This is a genomic window from Oleiphilus sp. HI0128 (assembly GCF_001635365.1).
In genome coordinates this window covers 1-801 of sequence record NZ_LWGG01000707.1, presented here as the reverse complement: position 1 = coordinate 801, position 801 = coordinate 1, and the positions used below count along the sequence as shown (strand labels likewise).

General features: G+C 44.7%; 1 protein-coding gene. It reads left to right on the top strand.

Annotated elements, in window-relative coordinates; all coding sequences use genetic code 11:
- Positions 1-117 precede the first annotated feature (117 nt).
- Positions 118-801: IS110 family transposase (locus A3763_RS08705; protein ID WP_156495019.1), on the top strand; the 684-nt coding region annotated here is incomplete at its 3' end.

Genomic DNA, 801 nt, shown 5'->3' with positions numbered 1-801 from the left:
TTCACACATAGACATAATGACTCCCCACGTCCCAAAAGAGTGCTGACCTCCTATCGTGGGTTAGCAAAGCCAGAGCCATAATATATGTGTCATACCATATAAGCGGAGGCCAGCACCATGAAAAACAATACCATAATTTTTGTCGGATTGGACACCCATAAGGAGTTCACCGAAGTCGCATATTGCGAAGATCAACGAGGCTCAGAAGTAAAACACCTTGGAAGAGTTTCTTCAGCCAAAGTATCACTTACCAAGATGGCGAGACAGTTTGAAAGCAAATACCCGCAGGCTACCCTGCATTTTGTTTATGAAGCAGGCCCCTGTGGCTACTGGATTTATCGATTGCTGACAAGCTTAGGCCATTGTTGCTATGTTGTTGCGCCATCACTGATTCCAAAGAAACCCGGACAACGCGTGAAAACAGATAAACGCGATGCACAAGATTTAGCTCGTTTGGTTCGTAATGGCGACCTTGATCCGATTTACGTTCCTGAACCCGCAGATGAAGCAATACGAGATCTATCTCGAGCACGTGAGCGTGCAATGCATGATTTGAATAATGCACGTTTCCAGCTAAAAGCCTTGCTGCTCAGAAACCATATTAACTATTCAGGCAAATCAAATTGGAGCTTAAAACACCTTCGTTGGTTAACAGAGATCATCTTACCTCATCCTAGTCAGCAATTTGTCTTGCAAGAGATGATTCAAACCATTTCAGAACGCAATGCTCGACTAGAGCGTCTGGACAATGAACTCGCCCATCACGTGAAGCAATGGCGATATTATCCGGTTGTGAAAGCG